Source organism: Ferdinandcohnia sp. GQ5 (genome assembly GCF_059759275.1).
Window position 1 is genome coordinate 49,395 of record NZ_JCAXEW010000017.1, and the last position, 24,888, is coordinate 74,282.

Genomic DNA, 24,888 nt, shown 5'->3' on the forward strand with positions numbered 1-24,888 from the left:
CTATTTAACTAGGATGTATTGTACTTCGTTATGAGATAGGGGGGCAATGGCTGCGATATTGTACCCAATACTTAAGAATTGGGAGATTGTTTCTGCACAATTTGGATGTGGTGGTTCAGTAGGAGCATGAAGGCTCTTATGGAGTTGTAAAAATTGATTTGTAGCGGGATTACACGTTATTAATACAACATGACGCCCAAACCATGCAGTGCCAATTTCCCGATTAAAACCTTCAGGATAATACATATTTATTTACCACCTTTCAAATTACCAGAGTTTACTCTGGTTTTTTTAGTTTATGCATGTGTTTTGTAGTGCGCGACAGTTTAGTTGGCGCTAGAATATGATACAATGGTTACGATATTGATGGTAGTGGAGGATACGATGGATCAGCAGAAAATAATTGAAGCAACAACTACTTTTGTGAAAAATATTTTGCAACATGATAGCAGTGGTCATGATTGGTGGCATATAGAACGCGTCAGAAAAGCAGCATTGCAAATTGGTGAAGAAGAAAATGCCAATTTATTTGTCGTAGAAATGGCAGCATTATTACATGATGTGGCAGACGAGAAATTAAACAAATCAGAAGAGGAAGGCCTCATGAAAGTACGGAACTGGCTTTCATCTATACAAATAACTGAGTCTGAACAAGAGGAAATCATTGAAATCATCTCAACAATGTCTTTTAAGGGTGGCAGTAGACCGCCAATGAAAACAATTGAAGGCAAGGTTGTTCAAGATGCTGATCGATTAGATGCGATTGGTGCAATTGGAATTGCAAGAACCTTTGCTTATGCAGGGGCGCACGGTGATTTAATCTATGACCCAGCACTCCCTTTTCGTGAAAGCATGACAAAGGAAGAGTACCGGAACGGTAAATCCACAGCAGTCAATCATTTTTATGAAAAATTATTAAAATTAAAAGATACTCTTAATACAAATGCAGCAAAAAAAGCAGCCAAGGAACGTCATGATTTCATGACAGCGTTTCTTGATCAATTTTATAAAGAATGGAATGGACAGTTATGAGGCTTTTAACGGTTGAGGGTTTAGCAAAAAGCTATGCTGAAAAAACATTGTTCGAGGATATCTCATTCAGCATTACAGATAATGAGCGAATCGGTATAATCGGTGTGAATGGAACCGGAAAATCGACGTTATTAAAAATCATTGCAGGTGTAGAAGAGGCTGACCACGGCGAGATTACTCATTCAAAGGGATATACAATTAGCTATTTACCGCAACAACCTGAATTTACTCAAGGGAATACGGTTCTTGACCAAGTATTCCAAGGCAATACGCCGCTCCTCCGGCTGTTAAAAGAATATGAGGAAGCGATGCTTCAGATTGAAAAAGATTCGATGAATACAGTGTATCAAGAGAAACTATACGACCTGCAACAAAAAATGGATGCCGCAAATGCGTGGGAGGCAAACTCCAACGCAAAAGCTGTATTATCAAAGCTTGGAATTATCGATTTTTCTCAGGACGTGATGGAACTGTCAGGTGGCCAGAAGAAGCGGGTGGCATTAGCTCAAAGCTTAATTGAAGTTCCGGATTTACTCATTTTGGATGAGCCAACCAACCATTTAGATTACGATACGATTAAGTGGTTAGAAGACTATCTCGCAAAATACAACGGAGCACTACTGGTTGTTACGCATGATCGTTATTTCTTAGACCGTGTGACGAACCGAATTATTGAGCTTGATGAAGGAAGGCTATTCACCTATACCGGAAACTATAGTAGCTTCTTAGAGGCAAAAGCGGTTCGAGTGGAACAGGAGCAAGCATCTGAACTAAAGCGACAAAACCTATATAGACGTGAACTTGCTTGGATTCGTCGTGGTGCTAAAGCGAGAACAACAAAGCAAAAAGCACGGATTCAGCGTTTTGAGGAAATTGAAAATGCAAAAAAGACAATAAATACGGATTCGCTTGATATTTCAGTTGGTGGTAGCCGACTAGGTAAAAAAGTTATTGAATTGAAAAATGTTTCAAAGAGTTTTGGTGACACGAAGATTTTAGAGGATGTCAATTTACTTGTAAAACCGGGTGACCGAATCGGAATTGTTGGACGTAATGGTAGCGGAAAGTCTACATTATTAAATATCATTGCAGGTCAAGTTCCTGTAGATACGGGAGAAATCGAGGTTGGGCAAACAGTTAAACTGAGTTATTATACTCAGGAAAGCATGGATATGGACCTCAACAAACGAATGATTGAGTATATAAAAGAAACAGCTGAAATGATTCATACCCTTGATGGTAAATTGATATCAGCAGCGCAAATGCTGGAGCGGTTTTTATTCCCAATGCATACCCATGGTACACCGATTCGCAAGCTTTCTGGCGGAGAACGAAGACGTTTGTATTTATTGAAAATTATCATGGGTGAGCCAAATGTGTTGTTACTGGATGAGCCTACGAATGATTTGGATACTCATACATTGACAGTATTAGAGGATTATTTAGAGGACTTCCCTGGTGTTGTAATCACTGTTTCGCATGACCGATATTTCTTAGATAAAGTGACAGACCAACTGTTAATTTTTGAAGAGGGGCACCAAATTTCAACGTATTTTGGAGATTACTCAGATTACCTTGAAAAAAATTCAATTGAGGCTGCGAAGACAGTACAAAAAGAAAAAATCGAAAAAACACCTGCACAAGAGACGCCGAAACCAAAGAAAAAGAAGCTTTCCTACAAGGATCAGCTTGAATGGGATGAAATTGAGGGGAAGATTGAGGCCCAAGAGGAGAAGGTTGCAGCACTTGTTAAAGAAATTGAAGAAGCAGGAAGTGATTACCAAAAGGCACAGCAGGCAATGGATGATCATGCAAAGGAATCAGAAGTACTGGATCACTTACTTGAAAGATGGGCAGAACTATCTGAACTTGTCAATGACTAAGAAGAGAGGCTAGGCATCATATTTGGTTTTAAAATATAATCTTTTTTGATTTTGATATCCAAATTATCTTTTTTTGGTTTTGTGAATGACTTTATACTGCAAATTTAAATAAAAGCATCCGCATTCCTTTTTTGCGTATGCTTTTATTCCTTTTTGATTTAAAAATAATACGGAAATGATTAATTTTAACATTCCATAATGAGTTTAAAACGATTTATTCCATTTATTGGGCTTTGCGAATGCCTTTATACTGTCAGTTTAGCTAAAAGCATCCGCATTCCTTATTTTCGTATGCTTTTATCACATTTTGCCTTGAAAACGATACGCAAATGGATATTTATTACACTTTTCATCGCGTTTAAAACGATTACTACCTTTTATTGGATCTTTCGTATACCTTTATACTGCAAATTTAAATAAAAGCATCCGCATTCCTTTTTTGCGTATGCTTTTATTCCTTTTTGATTTAAAAATAATACAGAAATGGTTAATTTTTACATTCCATAATGAGTTTAAAACGATTTATTCCATTTATTGGGCTTTGCGAATGCCTTTATACTGTCAGTTTAGCTAAAAGCATCCGCATTCCTTATTTTCGTATGCTTTTATCACATTTTGACTTGAAAACAATACGCAAATGGGTATTTATTACATTTTTCATCCCCGTTTGAAACGTTTCCCAACTGGAGGCTACAGTTTTTCCAGTTGTTGGTTAACCCCAATTAAAAGAAATTATAATCTTTTCGCACCTAAATAGCGTGATTGCCAGTAGTTGATCGTCATTTCATCAATACTTACACCATCGGTGGAATCGGCATGGATAAATTTATTGTCGCCAAGATAAATACCAGCGTGTGATGGACCTGGTTTATAGGTTTGGAAAAAGACTAAGTCCCCAACACTTGGTGCCGACACACTCGTACCTTGATTCCATATACCAGTAACAGTTCGTGGGATGTTAACTCCTTTTTGCGCAAACACATATTGTAAAAAACCACTACAATCAAATCCACTTGGTGACGTTCCACCCCAGACATATGGAACCCCCATGTAATCCATTGCAATAGATATCACACTGCCATCAACTGGCGGTGTTTCAATTGGTTCAACGGCGGTTTCATCCGTTTTGTTAGTCGAATTTGGCAGTGTCTGAGCTGTAACCACAGTTACTTTTTTAATGGTTAGCCCCCTGACATTTTTGTTTTTCATAATGTGATCGATTGTTTCGTCAGTGGCAAGCCCGTTTGATTCTAGGTTGAACTTTTTTTGATATGCCTTCACGCTTGCCTCCGTGACGGATTCAAACTTCCCATCTACTAAACCACTATAATAGTTTAATTTGTGTAATTTGGATTGTAGCTGTTTGACCTCAGGCCCCTCGTCACCAACAGAGTAGAAAGGGGGCTTTGGCTGTATGATGACTTCATTTAATTTCTCTAATGTTACTTCTCCAGCAATTCCGTCAACCTTCAAATCATATAATTCTTGAAATCTCTTTACAGCTTCTTGAGTAGTTTCTCCATATTGACCATCGATTGTTTCATAATAAAAATTTAATTTATGTAATTCGAATTGAAGAAAACGGACTGGATATCCGGTATGACCATAGCGTAATTCCTGATTTGTATCGAATTGATAGTTTTTATCTAGTAATGGATCCAAATTCTGCTTTTCAGTTGCATCAGCTGCGAGTGGGGAGCCGAAGAAAAATCCAGCAGCTAGAGATGTCACGACAATGGCTTCGCGTGTTCCATAGCTTTTTTTCATAGAAGACCTCCTTGGTGTTTGCGAAAGCAAAATAGTATAGTTTTCGAAAGTTTGTTGTAGAGAAAGGCTATGGATTTGAGTTGAGTACGATAACTCACTTAAAAAATGTATTACTTTTTCCAATCCTTAGTACAACAAAAGCGAAAACAACTCTTAATGAACACACATTTATGATATTGAGTCAAATAAGTCATTATGACATAAGTTCGGATAATTAGTACTAAAGCGCTAAAATAAGACAAGGACTAATCGGTAATATAAGTTCTCACAATGGATATATTGTTATTTCGTGTGCTACAATTACGATAGTATACTCAGTAGGAGAAGGAGCGGTAGATGTGAAAATTAAATCAATTGAACCAACACCTAGTCCGAATACAATGAAAATCATTTTAGACGAGGAACTACCAAAGGGGAAAAGCAATAATTATAAGAAAGAAAATATAGATCAAGCACCACCTCTTATTAAAGAAATATTGGCAATAGAGGGTATTAAAGGAGTCTATCATGTAGCAGATTTCCTAGCGGTTGAACGAAATGCGAAGTATGACTGGCAGGAGCTGCTGCCAAAGGTTCGAAAGGTTTTTGGGGAGGTTGTAGTAGAAGGCGAAAACGAAGCTCCAAAGCTGGATGAGCATTTTGGAGAAGTAAAGGTTTTTGTTCAAATGTACAAAGGTCTTCCAATGCAGGTTAAGCTTCTTGACGGTGAACAGGAATTCCGATTTGGATTACCTGATGTTTTTCGGGAAGCATTGCTACGTGCACAAGAGGTTTCAGGTAATGTTGTGTTAGAAAGAGAATGGAAGGAACAAGGTGTTCGATATGGCAATCATGAAGAAATAGGGAAAGAGGTTGTCGATGAGCTAGCTGCTGCATATCCCAAAGATAGACTTGACCGCATTGTTAAACAGATTTCAGAGCAAACTTCTGCTCCAACTATCCAAAAAAGACAATCCTATAAAGTTACTTTGGAGATGTTGGAAGATCCTGAATGGACAAAACGCTATGCAAGTCTCGAACAAATGGATCCAGAAGAGGAGGATATTCCTGTCCTTGCTAAAGCATTGAAAGATGAAAAACCGTCTATTCGTCGTTTAGCAACTGTGTATTTAGGGATGATTGAAAAGCCTTCAGTGTTACCTTATTTGTATGAGGCTTTAAAGGATAAGTCTGTTACTGTTAGAAGAACAGCAGGTGATTGTTTATCAGATATCGGTGACCCTGCTGCAATGGAAGCAATGTGTGAGGCATTGAAGGATCCGAGTAAGCTTGTAAGATGGCGCGCAGCAATGTTTTTATTTGAGGTTGGAGACGATTCTGCATTAGATGCTCTAAAAGCCGCTGAAAATGACCCGGAATTCGAAGTGAAAATGCAAATCAAATTAGCCATCGAACGAATCGAGGGTGGAGAAGAAGCAAAAGGTTCAGTATGGAAGCAAATGACCGAAAGCCGAAATAACTAATTGGGTTTCATCCGTGTTTCATTAAACATTCTGGGGGTTAACTCCAGAATAAAAAACATTGATATTGATTGGATGTTTGAAAATTGATTTTGCTTGGTCATCTATAGTATGCTAAGTTTATCGAATTTGAATTGGAATTGGGAGGGATTTATATGTCAATGGCATATGATGAATATATGAAGCAAATTGTGAAGCCGATGCGCCAAGAACTTGTTGTTGCTGGATTTGAAGAGCTTCAAACAGAAGAAGAAGTAGAAAACTTCATGGAAAAAACAGAAGGTACTACATTAGTTGTAGTAAATTCTGTATGTGGTTGTGCTGCTGGACTTGCAAGACCTGCAGTTACTCAAGCAGTTCTTAATAACGAGAAGAAACCAGACCATCTTGTAACTGTTTTTGCAGGTCAAGATAAAGACGCAACAGCAAAGATGAGAGAGTATTTTGAAGGCATCGAGCCATCATCTCCATCTATGGCTTTATTAAAGGGCAAGGAAGTAGTTCACTTCATTCCAAGACATGAAATTGAATCAAATTCAATGGAAGCAATCATGGAAAACATAACTTCCGCATTAAATAAGCATTGCTAAAATAGAAGTTCAAAAAGGATGTCACTGCGACATCCTTTTTTGTTCAAATAGGTGATTATATGGTTGTAACGACAGCAGGAAGAACAAATGATGAGATGGTTGAGTTGGCGAAAAAAACTGCATTGGAACTCAATGTTCCTTTTATCGAGCGGAAAAAGCGTTCTATCGCAAAGATACAAGAACAAACCAACGAAGATGTTCTTGTTGTGGGAAAAAATAGAATTGAAATCTATCCTTCTCATGGTGATGAGCCACTATTCTTCCATCCGAACTCTGCTATGTTTCGCATGAAAAGAATCATGAAGGGGGAGCATGATCCCTTTATTCAAGCATCAGAACTTACCCAAGGTAACTCAATTTTAGATTGTACCTTAGGCTTGGGGTCGGATAGCATTGTAGCAAGTTTCGTTGTGGGTGAATCAGGAAAAGTAGCCTCCCTTGAAGGAAACAAGTATTTGTATTATCTATTAAAGGGAGGGTTAAAGAGCTGGGATACCGGAAATACGATCATGAACGAAGCGATGGCTCGAATTGATGTGATGCACGATACTTATGAAAGCTTTTTAACAATCTGTCCCCCGAATAGCTTTGATATTGTGTATTTTGATCCAATGTTTGAGGAAACAATTGAAGAATCAGAAGGGATAAGGGGTCTCCGTAATTTCGCAATTTACTCCACAATAAGTCCTGAAGCGATTGAAGAAGCAAAGCGAGTTGCGAAGAAAAAAGTAGTACTCAAAGATCATTGGAAAAGTGAACAATTTGAAAAGTACGGTTTTACCGTTTATAAACGAAAAACTGCAAAGTTCCATTTCGGAGTGATTGAGGTTTAAGAGGGATTACTGCCGTCGGTTAATGCAGGATATTTTGCCACACCTTTGGATACTTTAAATAACGTACGGAGGTGATGAACATGGCAAAACGTAAAAAAGATCCTTCAACAATCGGATTAGGCTCTGCAGATGTAGAGGGACAAGGTACTACCAATCAAGAGACGGGACGAATAGAAATGGATTCGTCTAGACGCAAGAAAAAGAAAAAGATGTAACTAAAAAGTTGTATTACATATTCGTACAAAAATAAAGCCCGCTTAAAAAGCGGGTTTTGTCTATTCAGTCACACAACAAGTTATAAAATAAAGTAATGTAACAACACATGCAATACCAAAAATCCAATCCATTTTAACGAATCCACCTTTCAAATATGTATAGTATCCCTATTTTATCAAATATTGAGGATTTTATGAACTTTAATTTTACGAAGGATGTATTTCATGTCCTTATAATGTGGAGGTTTGATGATTTTCCATGATGGGCATTTATCCTTATTTTTTTATGATTTCTTAATTTCATAGTAAAAATTTTTGCTAGATTGTGTTAAAATGACGATAAGGGTAAATGTTGAAAGGGCGTTTTCGTTATGAAAAAATGGTTGCGAAAAGCATTAGTCGTCTCATTTTCTATTTTAACTCTTGGTTTGGTAACGCCACCACCGGCTCTCACTATGCAGCAGGCGGATGCCGATAAGCCAAGTAAGTTAAATTCGATTAATGACCAAAATGCTGAGTCGAAGCTATATTCCAATTTTGAATCTGATTATGGATATGACAGTAAAAACTTTGTTACATATGCGATGTCACAGGCTGAAACAAAATCCTTCGAGAAATTTGGGAGTAGAATAGGGCCTGTTATTGAAGATGAATTCCGTAGTGCAATCTTGCCGAAAATTGAAAGTGTAATTGAATTATTAGCCGAGCAATATCCAAGTGAAGAACTTGGACATCTTGAGATTTCAGAGCAACCGTCTGGTGGAAATGGGGAAAAGATTTTCCATATTTTCGATAAAACGTCTGGGAATGATATTATCCGTTTTCATGTAAGAAGGGATCATCCACCACAGGATGGCTATTGGTTTAACTTCCACTACCATACACATCATGATGGATTCCAAACACATCATACATTAGGTGAAATTTATTGGGATAAAAATACTCCGCCAAAATGGCTTAGTTAATAAAAGAGGAAAAGCAATCCAGAAGTCGATTATTCGCTCCTTTGGATTGCTTTTTTTGTCCGTATTTTTCCTGCTTGAATAACTTACCACTCCTAGTCTAGCAGACTCATATTTCTGAATATGGTATACTATTATTACCATTTTAAAAGAAGAGTGCGCTTTAGCATCACGATTTTATTCATAGATTAAGGAGAGCATTCTTATGCAAAAAACGTTTATTCTTACGCTTCTATTTGTCCTGGTAGGTTTTACCTATCATCCTGGTGAAGCGTCTCCTCATGGGGTTCCACTAAAAGATTATCAATCTCTCACACTATATACTGAAACATCGAATCTTAATAACTACGAAAAATTAAAAAACATCATAGTATTACCTGAAACTAGATTTAATGAGTCTGCCGCAGCAAAAATGATTGAACGTGTGAACCATATTGATGAACTTATCTTGCAAGGACTGGTTGACAATGGTGTAGTGCTGAAGCTGTTTACAGGTAATTTAACGGACGAGCCTACAGCTGCCTATTTAAAAGGAGAAAAGCCGCGTGGCTATAGTGAAAATGGACCGACTTGGGACGATGTTCCGGGAATTGGTGGCTCAGAAGTTGTACTAGCCAAAATCGGATCTAGTGAAAAGGGAAATGGCCATGGTTCTATTAATTTAGAGTTGCATGAATTGGCCCATTCGATTGATAATTTTGTATTTGGTACAATCAGCAATGATCCCAATTTTTTAACCATTTTGCAAAAGGAAGTCAATCAATTATTCCCGGATCGTTCTTATTTTAGTGATTATCCTGAAGAATATTTCGCAGAAAGCTTTGCAATGTATTATCTGTCGGATCAGACAAGAGAAGAATTAAAACTTGCAGCGCCAATGACACACCAGCTTTTTAGTGAATTAAGCAAAACTCAGCAATGAATTCGAATGCTATTTGTAGTAATATAGTAGAATGAAGTTCATGCAAGGAGTGAATCTATTGAAACATGGTGAAAATGCGTACCTAGATCTATTAAAGCATGTTCTTGAAAAAGGTACGAAAAAAATGGATCGAACAGGGACAGGAACGGTTTCAGTTTTTGGCTATCAGATGCGTTTTAATTTAAGTGAAGGCTTCCCTTTGCTAACGACGAAGAGAGTTCCATTTCGTTTAATTGCGAGCGAACTACTTTGGTTTATTAAAGGTGACACGAATATCAGATATTTACTGAAAAATAACAATAATATCTGGAATGAGTGGGCTTTTAAAAATTGGGTTGAGAGCGATGAATACAAAGGTCCAGATATGACGGATTTCGGAAACCGAAGTCTGGTTGACTGCGAATTTAATGAGTTGTATCAAGCTGAAATGGACAAGTTTAAATCTCGTATTTTAGAGGATGATGACTTTGCTACAAAATATGGAGAGCTTGGTCCAGTTTATGGGAAACAATGGAGAGCGTGGGAATCATCACGTGGTGAAACCATTGACCAGTTAAAAAATGTCATCAATCAAATTAAAAATAACCCAGATAGCAGACGTCATCTTGTCGTCGGATATAATCCGGGTGATGTTGAATTCATGGCACTACCACCTTGTCACAGTCTGTTTCAATTCTATGTGGCCGATGGGAAATTGAGTTGTCAGTTGTATCAGCGTTTGTAAATGAGCGCCTTTAGGGAGAAATCTCTATAGAAAACCTACCTAAACGGGGAAACTCTTGCAAAAGACAATCCCGTGCTAAATTGTTTCAAATTGAAACATAAATGCCGAACGACTATCCCATTTGGGAGTACACCTAAGCAGGTGGAAATGGTAGGGGTCCATCATTGGATCGTGATATAGTCTCATCTGTATGGCGACATACAGCAGTTCATAAGTGAACGGGCTAGGCTTAGCGAACCTAGTCGAAGATCATGTCAGGCGACCTTTTTCTCGGAATCCCCTTCAACATCGCAAGTTATGCTCTATTAACTCATCTAATCGCATTTGAATGTGGATTAGAGGTAGGGGATTTTATCCATACGATTGGAGATGCCCATATTTACACAAACCATATCGAGCAGGTGAATTTACAGTTAAGTCGTGAGCCACGTCCGTTCCCGGCATTAAAATTAAATCCTGCAGTTAAATCTGTTTTTGATTTTGAAATGGATGACATTGAAATCGTTGGGTATGAACCACATCCAACTATTAAAGCACCAGTTGCCGTATAACATAATTCAGCAGAATTCCCTACCTTTATTAGTGGGGAGGACTGAAAAAAGTGTTCAAATTTGCTTGGAGCGACTGAAAAAAGTTATAGCCTCCGGCGGATCCACGATTTTTCAAAGGATTTTTCGAGCTGTAAAATCAAAGACTAAGAACGCCACATCCTGTGGCAACGTCTATATGACCCACTTCCTGTAGGTCTAAAAATCTGGCGCAAATATGCCAAGACGTATTTGATTGTAATTCCTATTTCTATGATCCTAAGGTATAATCGACCTTAGGATCTTTTTAGTTAGGAGAATATATATGATATCATTACTAGTTGCAATGGACAGAAACCAATTAATCGGCAAGAACAATGATCTACCATGGCGTTTACCTGCAGATTTAGCTTATTTTAAAAGAGTAACGATGGGGCATACCATTATTATGGGACGTAAAACTTATGATTCAATCGGACGCCCCCTTCCAGGACGTGAAAATATTATCGTAACACGTGACACTTCGTATAAGGCAGAAGGCTGTAAAGTGATTCATTCCATCGAGGAAATTGTAAAAATGAATCAACAAACTGACCAGGAGCTATTTGTAATCGGCGGGGCGGAAATTTTTAAAGAAATCCTACCACATTCAGACCGTCTGTACATAACTGAAATTAATAAAGAATTTGAAGGAGATACCTATTTCCCAGCGTTTGAAAAAGACAAGTGGAAGGTTATTTCAAGAGAACAGGGGATTAAGGACGAGAAGAATCCTTATGATTATACGTTTTTGGTATACGAAAAAATCCCACAAAATTAATGAAAGCAAACAAAAACGCTATGATTTCTCATTGTAGAAACATAGCGTTTTTTATAATTTGTCTCGATTCTTTTGGAGTAAGTAAGAGAGAGGATTCCGTTTATAATTAAACTTGTATAAGCAATACGTGAAATAGCTAGAATGGTAATTATTATCTACAAAAAGGAGCATATACTATGAAGAAACTAACATTAAGTATGGCTGTTATCTTTTTTTTAATAACTATTACTGGCTGCAATGCCGACGATGAAAATGTAACCAAGGTTCCTGAAGAAGTACCCGTTGAGGAGGAAGGAACGAATAACCAAATCAACACAGATCAAACGAAGGAAAATCTATTTAACTTTACAAACTTCGATTTGGATGTAGAATACGCTGAAAATAAGGAATATGACGTGGATTATGAAAGTGAAAGCAATGGATTGGAAGCGGAAATCAAGGATGATATATCAAATACACAGATAAAAGGTGACGAAGCATTTGAAGTGCTAAGATCAATTTTTGAACAATTAAATTTTGATAAGGATACACCAAATGAAGAAGTAGTCTCAGAAGTGACGAAAGCCTTTGATTTAGATGAAGACTTCCAAAAGTTTGAGCTAGAAGTTAAGTTTCTTGATGGGACTGAGAAGGAGTATAATAACTGAATTAATCATAAGGCTTAGAGATAATATTTCTCTAAGCCCTTTTAAATCCGAGCCTTTTTTATGAGATAAACGGTACGTCTACGACATAAAATAGGATGCTAAAGAACATCGCGGCACTTCCCGCTAATACAAATAAATGCCAAATTGCATGGTTAAATGGCAGCTTTCTCCAAACATAAAAGACAGCTCCAACTGTGTAGAGGATTCCACCAGTTAATAGCAACATAAAGCCATTAAACCCGATGCTTTCATATAAAGGCTTAATGCCAACTATGATTAACCACCCCATCAGAACATAAAAAACCGTTGAGAGAATCATAAACTTTTCAACGAAGAAGACTTTAAACACAACTCCAACAATCGCTAGTCCCCATACAATTCCGAAAAGAGTCCAGCCTAACCAGCCTCCTATTGAAACGAGAACGAAGGGAGTATATGTTCCAGCAATTAATAAATAGATCGCTGAGTGATCTAGTATCGCGAACAGCTTTTTCACTTTCGGGTGTGTGATGCTGTGTAATAGCGTTGAAAATAAATACAGCAGTATCATGGATGCCCCGAAAATAGAGAAGCTAACAATATGCAAGACGTTTCCATATTTCACAGCAAATACGATTAACATCACGAGGGCAGGAATGCTTAATAAAACTCCTATACCATGTGTGATGGCATTTGCAATTTCTTCTTTTAATGATTCTTGTCGAAATGTCATATTTATCACCTCTTGTTACATCTTTCTCCAATCATACTGCTAATAAAAAAAGAACACAAATGACATTCGTAATATATCCCCCCGCTAAATTAGAAAAAAATTTCATAAAAATGACTGGTAGCGATTTCATTTCAAAAAGTAATACAATATTTAGAAAATTTTACTCCAGATAGGCTAATTCATGTTATAATGAACAAATTAAATCTTCATTACTGTACAGTGTTGTTGTAGAAATAAGCGAAGCGAAAGGGGATATGGGCTCATGGCACAAGAGGTAAAACAAAAACTAGATGGGATCCATGTAGAGGATATCATAAAAGCGAATCAAACATTAAAGGATGTTATAATCCATACACCTTTACAAAGAAATGAATTACTATCTGAACGTTACGAATGTAACTTATTGATAAAAAGAGAAGATTTACAAATTGTCCGTTCTTTTAAAATAAGGGGAGCCTATAACCGGATTAAAAATCTTTCGGAGCAGGATTTAAAAAATGGCGTTGTTTGTGCGAGTGCTGGAAACCATGCACAAGGCGTGGCTTTTTCCTGCTTTGCTTTAAAAATTCAAGGTAAAATCTTTATGCCATCCACGACACCAAGACAGAAAGTTTCTCAAGTAGAGGCTTTTGGACGGGAATATGTAGAGATTATTTTAACAGGCGATACTTTCGACGACTCTTATGAAGAAGCTGTAGCATGTTGTGAAAGAGAAAATCGTACATTTATCCATCCATTTAATGATGCTGATGTTATGGCAGGTCAAGGAACAGTAGCGGTAGAAATTTTAAATGATTGTGCAGAACCAGTCGATTATGTATTTGCAGCGATTGGTGGGGGCGGACTTATTTCAGGAATTTCAACCTATATGAAGAGCATCTCTCCTGAAACAAAGATTATTGGTGTTGAGCCTGAAGGTGCAACAAGTATGAAGACTTCAATTGCCAACGGGGCGGTTACTACATTGCCTAAAATTGATAAATTTGTTGATGGGGCAGCCGTTAAAACGGTGGGTGAAAATACATTTGAAATCAGTAAAAAGCTTGTTGACGATATTATTCCTGTGCCTGAGGGAAAGGTATGTACAACTATTCTGGACCTATACAACGAAAATGCGATTGTCGCCGAACCAGCAGGGGCATTATCAATTGCTGCACTTGATATGTACAAGGATCAGATTAAGGGAAAAACAGTTGTCTGTGTACTAAGTGGTGGTAACAATGATATCAGCAGAATGCAGGAAATAAAAGAGCGTTCGATGCTCTATGAAGGCCTACAATGCTATTTCATTGTGAACTTTCCTCAAAGAGCAGGGGCATTACGGGAGTTCTTACTTGATGTACTTGGACCAACTGATGACATTACTCGTTTTGAATATACAAAGAAAAATAACAAAGATAATGGGCCAGCATTAGTAGGGATTGAATTAAAAGCGAAAGATGACTACCAAGCATTAGTAAACCGAATGGAGAAAAAAGGGTTCCCATTCCGCGAGTTAAATAAAGAAAATACATTATTTAATTTGTTGATTTAAATTCAATAATTCTACATTTTTAGACAAAGACGAAATGCTTGTTTTCATGTATAATATAAGAAACGGGTGAAAAAGGACTGATAGTTTGCTATTCAAAAGCCTAGAGTTCAAAAATAGTTATGGACATAAGGTAAAAGTAATTGAAATTCCAGTATTAGAGGAAGGCAACACATATCGCTTTATGCTCGATTTTCGTTTACAAGCATATTTGTCGAAAATCATGACGAAATCAAGTCCAGGTCAAATCTATTCGTTTCGAGAATATTTGAAGACAGTGCTAAAATGGACTGATTATGAACGGATTTTCAAACTAGATATTTTAAAACATAATGCATAGTTTTAGAATGAGAGCTGATTTTAAAACATTAAAATCAGCTCTTTTTTTCTGGTTAGGTATAAATTGTAAGCAATCCCCCCGTTAAAATTTGGATAAACTATTTTTATAATAGCTGTACCAGACGTAGGAAGTGAACGTATGACAAAGGTAAAAATCGTAACAGATTCTACAGCAGATTTATCAGAGGAACTAGTAAAAGAACTAGGAATCGAAGTTGTTCCCTTATCAATTACGATTGATGGAGAAACGTTTTTAGATAAGGTAGACATCACTCAACAAGAATTTTTAGCGAGAATGAAGCAATCTGTCGAATTGCCAAAGAGCTCTCAGCCAGCATTTGGGCATTTCGTCGAGCTTTATGATCAGTTAGGAAGTGATGGCAGCGAAATTATCTCCATTCACATGACAGGTGGGATGAGTGGTACAGTTACATCTGCTGAGAATGCTGCTAATATAAGTGAATCAAGTGTAACCGTAATAGATTCCATGTATATTTCAAGGGCTTTAGCTTTTCAAGTTATTGAAGCTGCAATAATGGCAAAAGCGGGACAAACGAAAGATCAAATCGTGAAACGAATCAATGAAATTAGGGAAAACTCAACTTTGTTTGTAACCGTTGATACTTTAGAAAACCTTGTAAAAGGTGGGCGGATTGGAAAAGGCAAGGCATTTATTGGTTCTTTATTGAACATTAAACCAATTGCTTCTTTACAGGATGGCGTCTATACTCCAGTTTCAAAGGTAAGAAGCCATGCACAAATCGTGAAATACTTAAGTAAAAAATTTGCTGAAGATGTAAGTAATAAAACGATAAAAGGTGTAGCGATAGCTCAAGTTGATGCAATCGAACTTGCGGCAAATTTAAAAGAGGCAATCAAAAAACTAACCGGATACGAAAAGGTTGATATCGTTGAAACTACTCCAGTGATAAGCACCCATACTGGCCCAGGTGCAATTGGGTTTATGTATTACGCGGAATAGGACAAAAAGGACGTGTGAATTTCACACGTCTTTTTTAGATTTCAGGTTGTGGAGTTGGTGTTGGGTTCGCATAGCCTTCTTTATATGTTTCATCAATCATAGCTCGTATTTCACTTGGTGATTTCCCGTTTGAATATTCAAGTACGGCTGTAGCTGCGATTTCTAGGCAAACGTTACATTTTGTACCGTGATCATCCCATACAACTGCATCGCCTTTATTCTCATGGACAAAGCAATCGTAATTATCGCGATGTCCAACAGAATCAGCACAACCACAATAGCACGGCATTGATTCGAGTAAATCTTTGTGCATTGCTGCAGCTTTATATATTGTTACTAGTTCCTCTGACTTATCATCTAGAAAGGAGGGCATCACATCAATTGAGGCTGTTTCCTCACGTATATCTCCGATTACATGGTCTTCACCTTGGGACTCATGACTTTCTCCATTTTGGGAGCAACCAACCATACCAAACACGAGGACCAGCATGAGAAGAACAGATAATTTTTTCATTTCAAACAACCTTTCCAATGTTTATGTAAGCCCATTTTAACATAATCCATGTCCCTAAAATATCTGTTCACTATTTTGTCAAAATACAAAATGCGCAAGGCACACAATTCCAACTATGAGCAGGCATGTCCTGTGCCTAACACTGCAAGCCTAACCATCCTTGCATGGGCGACAAGCACAGAAAACTAATGACAGAAAGGCGCTTTTTGCCTTCAGAAGCGAATGACTTGTGACCTCGAGCCGAGAGCATGTGGAGCTTGGCAAAGAAAAAGGATATCGATATCGATATCCTTACTTATCTTCAGATTCTTCATCTGCTAAGTCTAATTTTTCTCCACCAATCGAGATATAAGAAAAAATATCTAAATCTGGCTTAGCTTTTGCCATACCTTGAATGTACGGAGTGATCGTGTCTTTAAAATCTTTACTTACGCCTAATTCCTCACAGTGTCCATAGACATACATTTTTTTATCGTCAAAGAAAAACGAGATATAGCCAAGTGCTTTTTTTTCTTGATTGACTATGTTAAGTATTTGACATTCTTCTTTGATAACCTCTGGAGAAACGAAAATTTGCAAAGGTCAACCTCTCCTTTATCATATTAGGTAAACTGAAGTTTTTTGAACAGGGAGTCATTTGTTTCTTTTTTAGGATTTTTCTTTTTAACATGAATTAGGAGCATACATAAAAGCCCAACTATAAGGGTTAAAGATGCAGTTGTTAAAAACATTCCGGCTCTTGACCAACTCATTAACCATCCATATATAGGCGGACCAATGGCTACTCCTAAGAACCGAACGGAACCATAAAGTGAAGTAACAAATCCTCTCTTTTCGGATGAAACAGAGCCCGTTATAAAGCTGTTTATACAAGGTAATACAAGTCCAGTTCCGATACTGCTGATTGCCAAAACGGCAATAAACGGAATTAAGCTCTCAAAAAAGACTAATAACGCAAACGATATAGTCATGAGGATAAGTCCAATGATGATAAGCTTCTTCATCAAAGGCATCTTTTTACCAATTTTACTACCTGTAATATACGATGTTGTTGTCATACATAATAATGGAATTGCTAATATTGCTCCTTTAAGTACACCATCTGTATCATACGTTTTTTCTAATACATCAGATAAGTAAAAGAGAATCCCAAAAAGGGTGAATAAACAAGTTGCTCCAGCTAAATATGCTGTGAATAACCATCTACCTTCATGTTTAAACACTGAAAACAATCCTCGCACATACTTTTTAAGTGGGGGTGGTTCTTTCTTTTGCTTTTTCTCTTTAACAAAGAATATCGTGAGAAGTACGGAAATTAAGCAAAAAATTGGGAATGCAAAAAAGGCAGCATACCAAAATAATAACGCTAGAAGGGAACCGATAATTGGTGATATTACCTTCCCAAAGCCATTTGATGCCTCCACGAGTCCTAAAACTCGGCTTTGTTTTCCCCCTTTAAATAAATCTCCAGTAAGCGCCATTGCGATAGGTGCTGTTCCTGCGGCACCGATACCCTGCATAAGCCTACCAGCCATGATCCAAAAATAAGGACTAGAAAACCATGCGGCTGCAGCACCAGCGAGCAATCCTCCTGTACCGTAAAGAATCAATGCTGGTATAATAACCGCTTTTCTTGAAAAACGATCCGAGAAATAACCAAGTAATGGAATAGAGATCGCCGCTGCAACTGAAAATGTTGTGATTACAAGACTCACCTGAAATTGGCTGATATCTAGCTCTTTTTGCATTTGTGGTAATACAGGAATGAGCATCGAATTACCAAGTACCAGGATTAGTGGAATAGAACTAATCGCAACAATTGTCATTGCTGAATTTTTTTGATTTGACAAGTTTTTGCATCTCCTTCTTTTACGGTATGTAAAAGGCTGGATGAACTTCATCCGTTTCCCTCTTGTCATTGTCGTTAAAATCAATTATTGCTTTACTAGTTTTTCAATATCTCACGAAACCTATTCTGTAAGTAGTTTCCAAATGAACAGTGCCCAGAAAAGCCCAATCTATACACCCTTTACCTATTTTTGAATAACATATCAACTGTAAGATGATGGGTATTTGTAATGGAAATAGAACAGAAGCCTATGAAAAATTGGGCAAATGTAGTGAGGATTTTTTATCCTTACGCTGAACTAAGGAGGAGTTATTCCTATGGATTTTTTAGATGTTCCTTTACGAACACAGGGAGAACGTAGTTATGGACTTACCTCAATCGCTGATTTTGGTACTCCGTTAGGTCAATTAGAGGCTTATTTACAGGATTATCATACCTATATCGATATCGCGAAAATTGGGATTGGCTCCGCCTATGTGACCCCGAACCTACAAGAAAAAATCAACCTCTATAAAAAATACAATGTCATTCCTTATTGTGGCGGTACTCTTTTTGAAAAATGCTTTGTGCAAGAGAAACTTGACGAATATGTACTAAGTTTACAAAAGCTAGGGATTGAATGGATTGAGGTCTCAAATGGAACAATTGACATCCCACTTCATAAGAGAATTTCATTAATCAAAAAACTAAAGCAGCATTTTAATGTAATTGCAGAGGTTGGGTCTAAAGATCAAGATAAAGAAATGCCTTTATCTGAGTGGGAACATGAGATTAATTTATTGCTGGCAACAGGTTGTAAGTATGTTATTACTGAGGGGAGAGACTCAGGGACAGCAGGTATTTACAATCGTTCGGGCAATGTGAACATGGATCTAATTAATCAAATTTCCCAAAATATTGACGTAAATAAGGTGATATTTGAAGCCCCAACACCTAAACACCAAATGTTTTTTATTAATCAGTTTGGAACAAATGTCAACCTCGGCAATGTGAAAATTAACGATGTACTGGTTTTAGAGGCACAAAGACTCGGACTACGAAGCGAAACATTTTTCCTGGGTGAAAAGACATGGAACTTACCTTAATCAGGCATCTTCCTACTGAATGGAATGAAAAGGGGGTTCTCCAGGGTAGCAAGGATATTCCTATTTTAGAACTTGCTGACGCAAACAAGAAGGCGATCGAAACCAATAAAAAATTGTTAAAACCAACATACTCATTGATTTTAACAAGTGAATTAACCCGCACTCAACAAACAGCAAAGTCCTATGGATATAACAGTTTTAAAATAGAGCCACTGTTAAATGAGCTTCATTTTGGAGAATTTGAAGGGAAAGATAAGAAGCTTCTCATCGAAACGTATAAAGATGAGTGGTTTACACGTCCAGGTGAAATCATGCTTGGGGAAAAGATTTCGAACTTGGAAAAAAGGGTGCACACATTTTTATACAAATACAAGGATTTTGAGTCAATTTTAGTATTTGGTCATGGTTCTTGGATACGGGCATGTGTATCCTGTCTTACATTCGGAGCTATCAATAATATGAACCAGCTAGAGATTAAAAATAATCAGTTGCTAACGATCAACGTGAGAGAGGAGGAACACAAGATTGAGCGTCATCACATATGAAAATTGGAGTGAGAAAAGGGTAAAGGACGTTGTCAACAGCAACAAAGATTATTATGACATTTTAAAATGGGCATATCGAACATATGCAGCAGAAGACATCGTCTACGCATGTAGCTTTGGAGCAGAGGGTATAGTGCTCATTGATTTGATTGCTAAGGTCAATAAGGCTGCCAGAATTGTCTTTCTAGATACAGGACTTCACTTCAAAGAAACGTATGAACTCATTGATAAGATCAAAGAAAAGTATCCTACTCTAAATATTGAACTAAAAAAACCTGACTTAAACCTAGAAGAGCAGGCAAAAAAGCACGGGGATGAGCTATGGAAAACCAATCCTAATTTATGTTGTCAGATTCGAAAAATTGAACCTCTACATGAAGTTTTAACTTCTACCAAGGCTTGGATTTCGGGACTACGGAGAGAACAGGGGCCAACCCGCAAAAATACGGAATACCTAAACAAAGATGAAAAATTTAAGAACATTAAAATCTGTCCCCTTATTCATTGGACTTGGGACGATGTTTGGACATATATTAAGCTGAACAATCTCCCCTACAATGAGTTGCATGACAAAGATTATCCAAGTATTGGTTGTGCACCATGCACAAATCGAGTATTAAATGGAGATTTGCGTTCAGGAAGATGGGCCAATTCTGATAAAACAGAATGCGGTTTACATGTGAAATAACGAAATAGGTAATGGAGGTTTTTAAAGTGTCATTAAGTACGCCGCATGGCGGTTCGCTGGTAAATCGTTTCAATCCAACTTTAAATGTTGAAGACATTGATAAACAAATTGAACTGAGCAACATGGAGTTAAGTGATTTGGAATTAATAGCAGTTGGGGCATATAGTCCGCTTGAGGGGTTTATAGGTAAAGAAGACTATGAATCGATTCTACACTCAATGAGACTTTCAAACGGTTTACCGTGGTCAATTCCTATCACTTTGGCGGTTGATAAGGCAACGGCAAAGAAGATCTCAATTGGAGAAAAGGTTCAATTAGTACAAAATGGTAAGGCTTATGGGGTCATAGAAGTGTCTGAAAAGTATGTACCAAATAAAGAAGCAGAAGCCTTTAATGTGTATCGTACGACGGAAGATGCACATCCGGGGGTTAAACGATTGTATGAAAGACCAAGTGTGTATATTGCGGGTCCGATTCAAATGATAAAGCGTCCAAAAAAGGAAAGGTTTGAAACCTTTTACTTGGACCCCATCGAAACAAGAGCGGTGTTTGAGCATCTTGGTTGGAAGAAAGTAGTCGGATTTCAAACAAGAAACCCAGTCCACCGAGCACACGAGTATATTCAAAAATCTGCATTAGAAGTTGTAGATGGATTATTTTTAAATCCATTAGTCGGAGAAACGAAATCGGACGATATTCCAAGTGATATTAGAATGGAAAGCTATATGGTTCTCCTAGAAAAATATTACCCAAAAAACAGAGTGTTCTTATCGGTATTTCCGGCTGCAATGCGTTATGCTGGGCCTAGAGAAGCGATTTTTCATGCTCTAGTAAGGAAGAATTATGGTTGTACTCACTTTATAGTCGGTCGGGATCATGCAGGAGTGGGAAATTATTACGGAACATATGATTCACAAACAATTTTTAGTCATTTTACAGAAGATGAACTAGGAATTTTGCCATTGTTTTTTGAGCATAGTTTTTTCTGTAGAAAATGTGGGAATATGGCGTCCGCAAAAACATGTCCTCATAGTAAAGAAGACCATGTCATATTATCGGGCACAAAGGTACGTGAAATGCTAAAAGCGGGTAAAAAACCACCAAAGGAATTTAGTAGACCAGAAGTAGTTGAGGTCCTCATTAGAGGAATGGCAGAACAATACACAAAGATATAAGGTGGGAAATATGGGCGAAGAACAATATATTATATGGCATCAATCAACAATTACGAAGAATGAGCGACAACAACAAAATCAACATAAAAGCTGTGTGATTTGGTTTACTGGACTATCAGGTTCAGGTAAATCCTCATTAGCAAATGCCCTTGACAAAGAGCTTTTCTCACTAAATGTACAAAGCTATGTCCTTGATGGTGACAATATTCGTCATGGATTAAATGCTGGCCTAGGATTTAGCAAACAGGACAGGAAAGAAAATATACGTAGGATAGGTGAGGTATCAAAGCTATTTGTTGATAGTGGGCAAATCGTTTCAACAGCATTCATTTCACCGTTTCGAGAGGATCGAGATCAGGTGAGAGCCTTGTTTCCTGACGGCGAATTTATCGAAGTATATGTGAAATGTCCAATTACTATTTGTGAAAATCGTGATCCAAAGGGTTTATATAAAAAAGCAAGGAATGGAGAGATATCCGAATTTACAGGAATAAGCTCTCCATACGAAGAACCCTATCGTCCAGAGTTGATTTTAGAGACAGATAAATTAACCATTTCACAATCAGTTGGAACAATTATTAACTATTTAAAAGAGAGGGAAATTCTGTTGAAGTAAGAAAGTACATTTGGCTTTCTTACTTTATTTTTTTCTCCACCCCAGTGATGGTGTATTGATAAACGAAGGTGCTCTAAGATGATAGATTACATCAATGATATTAGTTGATACTGTTTGGCAAATAATCGCATAAAAAACGATAGGGATATCGATTACTGATGCTGTTAATAAGAAAATGAAAAAGTTTAACCATAGCATGACTTTACCAGGAGACCAATCATTGTATTGAGCAATCATTAATGTTGGGATAACCATACCGCCACTGGATGAACCACTTCGGATTAATAGTCCGACTCCAACACCAAAAATCACTGCCCCACTTAATAGATCCAGCCAGAAGAACGGGGTTAAGAAGGATCCAAGAGTAGTTACATAACTCACTGTCACTGAAGTAATCGTCACGGCAATCATCGTTTTTACCGTCCATGAAAACCCAAAGTATTTTAAAGCAAGAATTAAAAAGGAAAAATTGACTATCCAAAGGGATATGCCTAAAGGCAATTGAACCCAGTGATTCATTAGTATCGCAAGCCCAGCAGCACCACCGGAAGGAATATTATGAGGAAATAAAAATAAGGACATACCGAGCCCCTGTAAAAATGCGCCGATAACAATACATATGTAGGTAATAATAATTTTAGGCATTTGAATAAAAACCTTTCCAACCAGTATAATAGAACCTCATAACCGATAACCTCCCAAAACTCACTCTCCTTGTCCATTTTATGATGACAAGCTGTTTGATATGTTCGAAAATTGTTCACAGCTATTTTGTTGTAAGTTTGTCACATATTCTTTAAAATGAGATATTGAATGGAAAAATGACGAATGTAGGTGAAAACGTGAAAAGAATAAAATTTTTTGTTATGATCGCCCTTATTTTTATTTTAGCTGCTTGTGGAAATAGTGGTATCGCAAATCCGCTGAACTATGAGGTTTCCGATTTCTCCTATGTAGATCAGAATGGCGAGGATTTTAGCCTTAAAGATTTAGAAGGAAAAGTATGGATAGCGGATATGATCTTTACACAGTGTGACACCGTGTGTCCACCAATGACCGCACATATGGCTAAGCTTCAAGGAATGGTAAAAGAAGAGGATCTAGATGTTGAATTTGTTTCCTTTTCAGTTGACCCAGAAGTTGATACGCCTGAAATGCTGAAGGAATATGCAGAAGGCTATTCCGATGATTTATCTAACTGGCATTTGTTAACAGGATATACATTGGATGAAATGACTGTATTTGCAAAAGACAGCTTTGCAGCTTTAGTCGCAAAACCAGAAGGCCAAGACCAAGTTATGCACGTAATCAAGTTCTACTTAGTTGACCAAAATGGAACAGTGTTAAAGGAATACAACGGGGTTGAAAATACTCCATACGAAGAAATTATTGCAGACATCAAGAAAGTACTATAGTTTTTGATTGAAGAAGGACTCCTGGCCGGAGTCCTTTTTGCTTACCTCTCAATCCTCTGCAGATTCAACGCCGTCAACAACGATGGTTTCTAGTTCTTTCCAGAACAACTCGTGACTAGTAAATGTCATACAGCCACTTGAGATTTGTTCTGGGAATTCTTGTTTTGAATTCTGTTGTTTTTCGTGATCTTTTTCCATATCAAATACATCCTTTCAAATTTTATTGAATGTACATAGTTTTTTTAAAAGTTTCTACTTTTATCTTGCCTTACTTTTCCAAAATAATTTTCAATTAAAATAGAGAAAATGAAACTGTAAATGATTGTTAAGGGGATGCATCCATGCTCGCAAAAATGAAGGTGTGCGTGATTACTATTTGGGCAATTCTTGATCCGATTTATTATGGACTTACAAGACTTACATATGTAGAGGATAAAGAGATTTTGCGGGTTAAAGTAACAAAATATAAAGGACGTTCATGCGTTCTTGCTGATGGAACCGAAATAAAGAAAAACGATTTATTAATTAAAATTCATTTACATAATGTGATTTTACTTAGAGAGTTGATTGGACTTCAAGGAGAAACTTCAAAGGCTAGAACGATATACAAGCAAGTGAAGCAGGCATTGCCTGGAGTTGCGGGGTATTTACAAAACCACCCAAAAAGGGATGAAATAAAAGGGCTTGTTGGTATTACAGCACTAAACAAAGGAAGCAAACGACTAGGCTTTGAAACAGTAGCGATATCAAACAAAATCTATCTTTGGTTTAAATTAATTGTATTTCTTCCCATGTATTGTATGGCAGTTTCAAATATGTCAGCGCAAAGTATCCGTAGACAGCCGATGTATTTATTTATGTCTAAAGATACATTGTATAAACTTTATTCAGAAAGGTCTCAAACTTCATAAGTGGGATGAATATAGAAAAGACACTAGCTGAATAAAATTAGAACCCCGACGAATGCCACAGATTTTAAAAGGGAAATTTCGATCAATAAGATCAAAGACTAGAAACGCCGTGGCAGCGACTTTATGACCCACTTCATTTAGGTC

General features: G+C 37.3%; 28 protein-coding genes and 2 pseudogenes. 22 read left to right on the forward strand and 8 right to left on the reverse strand.

The genetic code is table 11. The annotated features are described in order from the left end of the window. Positions 1-246, reverse strand: coding sequence for a hypothetical protein (locus AC6CHV_RS19260; protein ID WP_341331105.1), 246 nt, complete (start codon positions 244-246; stop codon positions 1-3). 138 nt (positions 247-384) lie between these two features. Here AC6CHV_RS19260 and AC6CHV_RS19265 point away from each other — a divergent pair, with 138 nt between their 5' ends. After that, positions 385-1,032 carry an HD domain-containing protein gene (locus tag AC6CHV_RS19265; RefSeq protein ID WP_498079501.1) on the forward strand — a complete coding sequence of 216 codons (648 nt, stop codon included), beginning with the start codon at positions 385-387 and terminating at the stop codon, positions 1,030-1,032. Beyond that, positions 1,029-2,915, forward strand: coding sequence for an ATP-binding cassette domain-containing protein (locus tag AC6CHV_RS19270; protein ID WP_498079502.1), 1,887 nt, complete (start codon positions 1,029-1,031; stop codon positions 2,913-2,915). The genes AC6CHV_RS19265 and AC6CHV_RS19270 overlap by 4 nt, the downstream gene beginning before the upstream one ends. A 732-nt stretch (positions 2,916-3,647) precedes the next feature. On the opposite strand, the gene AC6CHV_RS19275 is transcribed toward AC6CHV_RS19270, so the two are convergent. After that, positions 3,648-4,682 carry a peptidoglycan-binding protein gene (locus AC6CHV_RS19275; RefSeq protein WP_498079503.1) on the reverse strand — a complete coding sequence of 345 codons (1,035 nt, stop codon included), beginning with the start codon at positions 4,680-4,682 and terminating at the stop codon, positions 3,648-3,650. Positions 4,683-5,020: 338 nt separating this feature from the next. Between AC6CHV_RS19275 and AC6CHV_RS19280 the strand changes: the two genes are divergently transcribed. The 10 genes and pseudogenes from AC6CHV_RS19280 (at position 5,021) to AC6CHV_RS19325 (ending at position 12,382) form a co-directional block, all read left to right on the forward strand. Continuing rightward, the gene (locus tag AC6CHV_RS19280) at positions 5,021-6,145 is read left to right on the forward strand and encodes a virulence factor (protein ID WP_498079504.1); all 1,125 of its coding nucleotides are present in this window, start codon (positions 5,021-5,023) and stop codon (positions 6,143-6,145) included. Between the two features lie 152 nt (positions 6,146-6,297). Continuing rightward, positions 6,298-6,732, forward strand: coding sequence for a BrxA/BrxB family bacilliredoxin (locus tag AC6CHV_RS19285; protein WP_121448250.1), 435 nt, complete (start codon positions 6,298-6,300; stop codon positions 6,730-6,732). Between the two features lie 59 nt (positions 6,733-6,791). Then, a complete protein-coding gene (locus AC6CHV_RS19290) occupies positions 6,792-7,565 on the forward strand; it encodes a class I SAM-dependent methyltransferase (RefSeq protein ID WP_498079505.1) in 774 nt (257 codons plus the stop codon). Positions 7,566-7,645: 80 nt separating this feature from the next. Next, positions 7,646-7,780 (forward strand): YuzL family protein, encoded by a 135-nt coding sequence (locus AC6CHV_RS19295; RefSeq protein ID WP_341331112.1) that lies wholly within the window; start codon positions 7,646-7,648, stop codon positions 7,778-7,780. 371 nt (positions 7,781-8,151) lie between these two features. Next, positions 8,152-8,745, forward strand: a complete 594-nt coding sequence (locus tag AC6CHV_RS19300) for a YpjP family protein (protein ID WP_341331113.1) — start codon at positions 8,152-8,154, stop codon at positions 8,743-8,745. A 202-nt stretch (positions 8,746-8,947) separates the two neighbouring features. Continuing rightward, positions 8,948-9,664: an anthrax toxin lethal factor-related metalloendopeptidase gene (locus AC6CHV_RS19305; protein ID WP_498079506.1), complete on the forward strand. Its 717-nt coding sequence runs from the start codon at positions 8,948-8,950 to the stop codon at positions 9,662-9,664. A 58-nt stretch (positions 9,665-9,722) separates the two neighbouring features. Further along, positions 9,723-10,382, forward strand: a pseudogene (locus AC6CHV_RS19310) (thymidylate synthase); the annotation flags it as partial. A gap of 260 nt (positions 10,383-10,642) precedes the next feature. After that, positions 10,643-10,939 (forward strand): annotated as a pseudogene (gene thyA, locus AC6CHV_RS19315) (thymidylate synthase); the annotation flags it as partial. A 301-nt stretch (positions 10,940-11,240) separates the two neighbouring features. Beyond that, a complete protein-coding gene (locus AC6CHV_RS19320) occupies positions 11,241-11,735 on the forward strand; it encodes a dihydrofolate reductase (protein ID WP_341331115.1) in 495 nt (164 codons plus the stop codon). A 176-nt stretch (positions 11,736-11,911) separates the two neighbouring features. Further along, on the forward strand, positions 11,912-12,382 hold the full coding sequence (locus AC6CHV_RS19325) for a YusW family protein (RefSeq protein ID WP_498079507.1): 471 nt from the start codon (positions 11,912-11,914) through the stop codon (positions 12,380-12,382). Between the two features lie 58 nt (positions 12,383-12,440). Here the strand turns inward: AC6CHV_RS19325 and trhA are convergent, their stop codons facing one another. Next, on the reverse strand, positions 12,441-13,094 hold the full coding sequence (trhA, locus tag AC6CHV_RS19330; RefSeq protein WP_121448257.1) for a PAQR family membrane homeostasis protein TrhA: 654 nt from the start codon (positions 13,092-13,094) through the stop codon (positions 12,441-12,443). A gap of 262 nt (positions 13,095-13,356) precedes the next feature. Here trhA and ilvA point away from each other — a divergent pair, with 262 nt between their 5' ends. From ilvA to AC6CHV_RS19345, 3 genes are all read left to right on the forward strand, one after another. Further along, positions 13,357-14,628 (forward strand): threonine ammonia-lyase IlvA, encoded by a 1,272-nt coding sequence (gene ilvA / locus AC6CHV_RS19335; protein WP_341331117.1) that lies wholly within the window; start codon positions 13,357-13,359, stop codon positions 14,626-14,628. Between the two features lie 85 nt (positions 14,629-14,713). Further along, positions 14,714-14,965, forward strand: coding sequence for a DUF2535 family protein (locus AC6CHV_RS19340; RefSeq protein ID WP_121448259.1), 252 nt, complete (start codon positions 14,714-14,716; stop codon positions 14,963-14,965). Between the two features lie 138 nt (positions 14,966-15,103). Continuing rightward, positions 15,104-15,946, forward strand: coding sequence for a DegV family protein (locus AC6CHV_RS19345; protein WP_498079508.1), 843 nt, complete (start codon positions 15,104-15,106; stop codon positions 15,944-15,946). Positions 15,947-15,980: 34 nt separating this feature from the next. Here AC6CHV_RS19345 and AC6CHV_RS19350 read toward each other — a convergent pair whose 3' ends face one another. The 3 genes from AC6CHV_RS19350 to AC6CHV_RS19360 form a co-directional block, all read right to left on the reverse strand. Beyond that, entirely contained in the window at positions 15,981-16,460 is a 480-nt protein-coding gene (locus tag AC6CHV_RS19350; protein ID WP_498079509.1) for a PCYCGC motif-containing (lipo)protein, read from the reverse strand. 291 nt (positions 16,461-16,751) lie between these two features. After that, positions 16,752-17,039 (reverse strand): hypothetical protein, encoded by a 288-nt coding sequence (locus AC6CHV_RS19355; protein ID WP_440272918.1) that lies wholly within the window; start codon positions 17,037-17,039, stop codon positions 16,752-16,754. Between the two features lie 23 nt (positions 17,040-17,062). Beyond that, positions 17,063-18,361 carry an MFS transporter gene (locus tag AC6CHV_RS19360; protein WP_341331121.1) on the reverse strand — a complete coding sequence of 433 codons (1,299 nt, stop codon included), beginning with the start codon at positions 18,359-18,361 and terminating at the stop codon, positions 17,063-17,065. 265 nt (positions 18,362-18,626) lie between these two features. Here AC6CHV_RS19360 and AC6CHV_RS19365 point away from each other — a divergent pair, with 265 nt between their 5' ends. Genes AC6CHV_RS19365 through cysC form a run of 5 tightly spaced genes read left to right on the forward strand, consistent with a single transcriptional unit; the run spans position 18,627 to position 22,418 of the window. Further along, positions 18,627-19,394: a phosphosulfolactate synthase gene (locus tag AC6CHV_RS19365; protein WP_440272919.1), complete on the forward strand. Its 768-nt coding sequence runs from the start codon at positions 18,627-18,629 to the stop codon at positions 19,392-19,394. Continuing rightward, complete coding sequence (locus AC6CHV_RS19370; protein ID WP_498079510.1) at positions 19,379-19,939, forward strand: histidine phosphatase family protein; 561 nt, start codon at positions 19,379-19,381, stop codon at positions 19,937-19,939. The genes AC6CHV_RS19365 and AC6CHV_RS19370 overlap by 16 nt, the downstream gene beginning before the upstream one ends. Further along, complete coding sequence (locus AC6CHV_RS19375; RefSeq protein ID WP_498079511.1) at positions 19,920-20,627, forward strand: phosphoadenylyl-sulfate reductase; 708 nt, start codon at positions 19,920-19,922, stop codon at positions 20,625-20,627. Before AC6CHV_RS19370 ends, AC6CHV_RS19375 begins: the two co-directional genes overlap by 20 nt. Before the next feature lie 26 nt (positions 20,628-20,653). Further along, entirely contained in the window at positions 20,654-21,802 is a 1,149-nt protein-coding gene (sat, locus tag AC6CHV_RS19380) for a sulfate adenylyltransferase (protein ID WP_121448267.1), read from the forward strand. A 10-nt stretch (positions 21,803-21,812) separates the two neighbouring features. Beyond that, the gene (gene cysC / locus AC6CHV_RS19385) at positions 21,813-22,418 is read left to right on the forward strand and encodes an adenylyl-sulfate kinase (RefSeq protein WP_121448268.1); all 606 of its coding nucleotides are present in this window, start codon (positions 21,813-21,815) and stop codon (positions 22,416-22,418) included. A 24-nt stretch (positions 22,419-22,442) separates the two neighbouring features. On the opposite strand, the gene AC6CHV_RS19390 is transcribed toward cysC, so the two are convergent. Next, on the reverse strand, positions 22,443-23,063 hold the full coding sequence (locus AC6CHV_RS19390; RefSeq protein ID WP_498079512.1) for a YitT family protein: 621 nt from the start codon (positions 23,061-23,063) through the stop codon (positions 22,443-22,445). A 176-nt stretch (positions 23,064-23,239) separates the two neighbouring features. Between AC6CHV_RS19390 and AC6CHV_RS19395 the strand changes: the two genes are divergently transcribed. Continuing rightward, the gene (locus AC6CHV_RS19395) at positions 23,240-23,833 is read left to right on the forward strand and encodes an SCO family protein (protein ID WP_498079513.1); all 594 of its coding nucleotides are present in this window, start codon (positions 23,240-23,242) and stop codon (positions 23,831-23,833) included. 48 nt (positions 23,834-23,881) lie between these two features. On the opposite strand, the gene AC6CHV_RS19400 is transcribed toward AC6CHV_RS19395, so the two are convergent. Continuing rightward, positions 23,882-24,031, reverse strand: coding sequence for a hypothetical protein (locus AC6CHV_RS19400; protein ID WP_165918238.1), 150 nt, complete (start codon positions 24,029-24,031; stop codon positions 23,882-23,884). A 143-nt stretch (positions 24,032-24,174) separates the two neighbouring features. On the opposite strand from AC6CHV_RS19400, the gene AC6CHV_RS19405 reads away from it, so the two are divergent. Then, positions 24,175-24,744: a YkoP family protein gene (locus AC6CHV_RS19405; protein WP_498079514.1), complete on the forward strand. Its 570-nt coding sequence runs from the start codon at positions 24,175-24,177 to the stop codon at positions 24,742-24,744. The last annotated feature ends 144 nt before the right edge of the window (positions 24,745-24,888 follow it).